Source organism: Neptunicella marina (assembly GCF_014270035.1).
GTDB lineage: Bacteria > Pseudomonadota > Gammaproteobacteria > Enterobacterales > Alteromonadaceae > Neptunicella > Neptunicella marina.
The window spans coordinates 1-1293 of sequence record NZ_JACNEP010000042.1; the positions used below are offsets into that span (position 1 = coordinate 1).

General features: G+C 41.1%; 1 protein-coding gene. It reads left to right on the forward strand.

The window, feature by feature from the left end; translation table 11 throughout:
- Positions 1-81: 81 nt before the first annotated feature.
- Positions 82-1272, forward strand: a complete 1191-nt coding sequence (locus H8B19_RS18815; RefSeq protein WP_186508694.1) for an IS4 family transposase — start codon at positions 82-84, stop codon at positions 1270-1272.
- Positions 1273-1293: the final 21 nt, after the last annotated feature.

Below are 1293 nucleotides of genomic sequence, written 5' to 3' on the forward strand. Positions count from 1 at the left end.
CTGAAGAATCCCCACAAAATTGAACATTCATGGCTTTTAGCGATCTGATCAGTCGCCAAACCTACAAGAGCACTAGCCACCATGAATGCTTGCATATTATTACATGAAGAAATAGCTACCGCCTGTCCTCATATCCATAACGCGCGTTTAAGTGCATTACTGGATGTCACAGACACTGCTTGCAAATACCAAAAATGCTCACTCACTGGGCTGGGAAGGACATTGATAAGCTCTGCAAAAACAAAACATTGCATCAAAAAGATTGACCGCTTGCTGGGCAACTCACACCTACAATCAGAAAGAAAAGATATCTATAAAGCATTGGCTAGCAGATTTGTTCAAGTCGGTAGTTATCCAGTAATACTAATTGATTGGTCTCAGATAAATGAAGAAGCTGGCTTTCATATTTTGCGTGCATCCTTAGCTAGTGAAGGCCGTGCTATCACCTTATATGAGGAAGTACATCCAAAGAATAAAAGTCACAACAGAGAGGTGCATGGAGCTTTCTTAGATGTTTTGCAATATATCTTACCTGCTGATGTGCAACCCCTTCTGATCACAGATGCAGGATTCAAGAACCCGTGGTTTAAACAAGTACAACGAAAGGGTTGGTATTGGCTTGGCCGCATTAGACACTTTACCCAATTTAAGACACAAGACACTGAGAAGTGGATACCTTGTCGCAGTTTAAATGACTTAGCAACTAACAATCCGACTTATTTAGGGAGGATTGAGCTCGCCAAGCGTAATGCGATAGTTTGCTGTGCTCATTTATACAAGAAGCCGCTACAAGGCAGAACGAAGCGAACCCAAGGTAAAAGGGTGTCACAGCGTACTAATAGTCGAAGTTATAGTGCCAGGGAAAGAGAGCCTTGGTTTTTAGTCACCAATATCCCACACGAAAAGCTATCGTCAAATCAAGCTGTCGCTCTCTATACGACGCGTATGCAGATTGAAGAAAACTTCAGAGATACTAAAAACCAGCGAATAGGATTAAGTCTTAAAGAGTCCAAAAGTCGGACTGAACAGCGTCTGGAAATATTACTACTGGTTGTCTTCTTAGCGACTCATATTTTATGGTTAATAGGTATTAAAGCCACTAGCGTAGGGTTACATAAGCATTATCAAGCCAATACTATACGAGACAGGGCAGTATTATCTATGTTCAATTTAGGCCTGCAAGTATTGAGAAAACAGCCAGAATTAATACACCTATTCCTGCTCAAAGAACTAATGGAAATTGTTCACTCTAAGGGAAAACTGTGGAATTAAATTCGTGGGGATCCTTCAGGT